The sequence below is a fragment of the uncultured Lentibacter sp. genome (assembly GCF_937123735.1).
In the GTDB taxonomy this organism is placed as follows: domain Bacteria; phylum Pseudomonadota; class Alphaproteobacteria; order Rhodobacterales; family Rhodobacteraceae; genus Lentibacter.
This window is the reverse complement of the sequence record NZ_CAKZKL010000018.1, coordinates 1-3,313: the sequence shown is the minus strand read 5'-3', so window position 1 is coordinate 3,313 and position 3,313 is coordinate 1. Positions and strand designations below refer to the sequence as shown.

Below are 3,313 nucleotides of genomic sequence, written 5' to 3'. Positions count from 1 at the left end.
CCCCTTCAAGCGGGAAGATCACCGTGCAAGAGGTGCAGGCGTTTGAAGCCCAGCACGCCGCCATGGCAGCGGAGAGTCAGAGCTCTGCGGAGCAGGCAGAGCCCAAGCTGAAAGCTGAGGCTGAGGCTGAGGCTGAGGCTGAGGCTGAGGCTGAGGCTGAGGCTGAGGCTGAAACAAAACCGCTCCCGCCGCCCGAGGCAAGCCCTGTGAACCCGCCCCGCCCCACACGCGCCGGAGCAGGGCAACAAAAGCGGCGCCAAGCCTAGCAGGCCGCAACCCCGGACGCCCGGGCCGAGGCTGTGGCCGCACGCGGGCGCAACCTCGATATGATGCCCGTGGATGTGCCCCACCTGGAGCGCAATCTTGTGATCACCGCGAGCCGCAACGAGCCAGCTCATGGGGCGTTTGACGTGCTGCGCACGCGGCTTGTGCAGACGCTTCTGGAGCACAACTGGAAGCGCGTCGCCATCACCTCTCCCACCCGGAACTGTGGCAAGACCTTTACCGCCGTGAACCTTGCGATCTCGCTGTCGCGCTATGAGGCCAGCCGCACCGTTCTGTTGGATCTGGACATGCGCAACCCCTCGGTTGCCGGGGTGATCGGCGATACACGGCCCGGCAAGATGGGCGATTTTTTGCGCGGCAAACTTTCGGCAGAAGAGCTCTTGGTGACCTTTGATCACAACAGCCTCAACATCGGCGCGAGCCTGGCCATTGGCACCAATCATGTTGTGGAACCCTATGCCTCGGAGCTGGCGCATGAACCCTCCACCGCGGCCAGCCTTGAGCGGCTGATGGCGGAAATGGATCCGGATATTTTATTGTTTGATATGCCCCCGGCGCTGGCCTTTGATGATGTCATCGCTTTTCGCAAACATTTTGACGGCGTCTTGATGGTTGTCAGCGGGGGCGAAACCCGGCCAGACGACATGCGCGAAGTGATGCGGCGGATGGGCGAACAGACACCGCTGCTCGGGGTCGTGCTCAACCAGGCCGAGGGAGAAGACGGCAGCGATTACAGCTACGGCGACTGATCCTGCTCTGAGCGGTTGGGTGAGGCCCCGGCCGCTGTTTACGGCAGCGAGCGGCGCTGAAGCAGAGCGCTCAGCGCGCCATAAGCCAAGGGAACAGCCGCCAGAAGCCCAACCAGAAGGGCTGCGCGCAGCCGCTTTTTGCGCTGTCCATCCTGCGGCGTGTTGATCCGGGGAATGGCCACCACCGCCTTGACATCCAGATAGCGCTCCAGGTGTTCGCGCGTCCGGATCACTGGGCGCAGGAGTTCCAGCAAGAAGGCAAGACCGAGGCCCAACAACACGGATGCCATCCCCCCGGCCATCACGATTTTCTTGCGGCTGCCGGAAATTGGCGTTTCCGGGATGAGCGCGGTTTCCAGTATTTCAATCCGCTCGAACTGGTTTTGAGACTCCAACGCCTGGCTCATTTCGGCGCTTGTCGCGCGGGTGGTGATGGCGGTGAACTGCGCTTTGAGCTGGTCCTGCGCGCGCTCAAGCAGGTTGAACTGGCGCTCAACCTCCGGCGCGCGGGCGATGCCCTCTTCAATTTCGGCAATCCGCGAGCGGATCAGGTCCTGTTGTTCGTTGATCAGCCCGCGCTGGCGCTGGATCACCGTGGCGCGCTGTCGGGTGCCGCTGGCTTCCAGCTCGATCAGGTTTTGGTCCAGCGCCAGCAGGGTGCTGCGCAGCTCGGTGAGCTCGGCGCGTTGGGCGGTGATACCGGCGGGCAGATAGGGGCCGTTTTGCTCTTTGAAAGCCGCGATACGCTGTTCGAGCGCCATGATTTCAGCCTCGACCTCTTCTTGCTCGGCCTGAAAGAAAGACAGCTGCTCTGAGGCCGCGGCCGACTGGCGACGGTTGTTGAGGTCCAAGAGCGCGTGCAGGAAATCATTGGCCAAAAGCGCGGCCACCTCCGGCTCGGTGTCAGACACGCTGATCAGCATCCCCGTGGGCGTGCGCGACGCGCCCCAGCCCGCGTTCGGATCGGTGATCTGGGTGAGCTGGGCCGAGCTGCGCAAGGTGTTTACTTTCTGGTTCTGGGACATGGGGGTGTCGGCATAGAGACCATATTTGCGGATCATCAGTATGAGGTTGTCGCGCGCCATGAGCTGCTGCTCTAGCAGGCGCAAGCGCTGCTCTATGGAGGTCGACGCCCCGGCCCGCGCGCCCGCATCCACGATGGTGGGCGCTTCGATCTGAGCGACAGCGGTGGCCTGATAGATTTTTTTCTGGCCCAGGGCATAAAAGACGGAGCCAAGCGTGCCCAAGAAAATGACCACGCAGATCAGCCAGAAGCGCCGGCGCAGCATACTCAAAAAATCACCCAGGGACTGGATCTGGCCCATGTCTCACTCCGATACCACGCGCCACTCCCTGCCCCCGCAGGAATTTTGCACCAAAGACGCGCGGCCACACCCCCCAGTTTGGCGCGGCCCGCTTGCCAAAACACTAGCAATTTTGTCCAAAATTTGCCAGTCATTTTCCTCTTTTTTCAGGAACTCAGTGTTTCAATTTCGGTGACAATACGATTAGTTTCAAAACTTTAAAAAATTTATAATCATATATTTAGTGAATGAAGCTCATGTGAATGACATGGTCTGGAAAGCTCAACGACAGCAATGGCAAGGCGGTGGCGCGGGCAAAGCCGGGTTGCGCCTCTGTGAGATGGGCCACAAGAGCGCCGTTGCTGTCGGGCATGATTTGCAGATCATGAAACCCGATGACCTTGCCTGTCAGCACAAACAGCGCCTTGTAAACGGCCTCTTTGGCCGAAAAGAGGTGCACCGGCTCAAACTGGCTCTGCGCATCAAGCCAGTCTCTTTCGGCGGCGCTGGTGATCGCTGCGACCACCGGCGCAGAGAGCGGGCTGCGCAGCTCCACATCACAGCCCAAACTGCGCAGCGCCCCCTTGCGGGCTGCGAGCGCCAGACACAGATCGGCGCAATGGCTGATCGAGCCGACATAGCCCGGTGGCCAGACGGGTGCGCGGCTGGGGCGCGCCGGCAGCGCCACGGACCCCTGCCCCAAACAGGCAAGCGCCGCGCGGGCCGCGCGGCGGCCCGCCGCAAACTCGCGCCTGCGTTTATCGAGCGCGCGCGCAACATGCTGGTGCTCCACCGGATAGAGCCCCAGAGGCTCGGCCTGCGGATCCTCCAGCGCCACACAGACCCCTTCGGGCACAGCCGCATCCAGAGCCGCATTCAGATCCGTGTGCAAACTCATGGGGAACGGGCCATGTCGCGGCGCGCCCGCATCTGGCGGCGACGCGACAGGGTTTCTTCGGGCGACAAGGATTTTTC

At 62.0% G+C, this 3,313-nt stretch carries 4 protein-coding genes; 2 read left to right on the top strand and 2 right to left on the bottom strand.

All coding sequences use genetic code 11. The features are described 5' to 3' along the window. Together Q0478_RS05100 and Q0478_RS05095 are read left to right on the top strand one after the other, a co-directional pair. Positions 1-266, top strand: a 266-nt coding sequence (locus Q0478_RS05100; protein ID WP_298676839.1) for a hypothetical protein, incomplete at its 5' end; no start/stop codon positions are given. Positions 267-299: 33 nt separating this feature from the next. Then, positions 300-1,034, top strand: a complete 735-nt coding sequence (locus tag Q0478_RS05095) for a CpsD/CapB family tyrosine-protein kinase (protein ID WP_298676837.1) — start codon at positions 300-302, stop codon at positions 1,032-1,034. A 38-nt stretch (positions 1,035-1,072) separates the two neighbouring features. Here Q0478_RS05095 and Q0478_RS05090 read toward each other — a convergent pair whose 3' ends face one another. Continuing rightward, positions 1,073-2,359 (bottom strand): Wzz/FepE/Etk N-terminal domain-containing protein, encoded by a 1,287-nt coding sequence (locus tag Q0478_RS05090; protein WP_298676835.1) that lies wholly within the window; start codon positions 2,357-2,359, stop codon positions 1,073-1,075. Between the two features lie 220 nt (positions 2,360-2,579). After that, positions 2,580-3,313: 4'-phosphopantetheinyl transferase (locus Q0478_RS05085; protein WP_298676833.1), on the bottom strand; the 734-nt coding region annotated here is incomplete at its 5' end.

Excerpts from the sequence above, each read along its gene's own strand:
- Q0478_RS05090 (WP_298676835.1), bottom strand. The coding sequence starts at position 2,359 with ATGGGCCAGATCCAGTCCCTGGGTGATTTTTTGAGTATGCTGCGCCGG.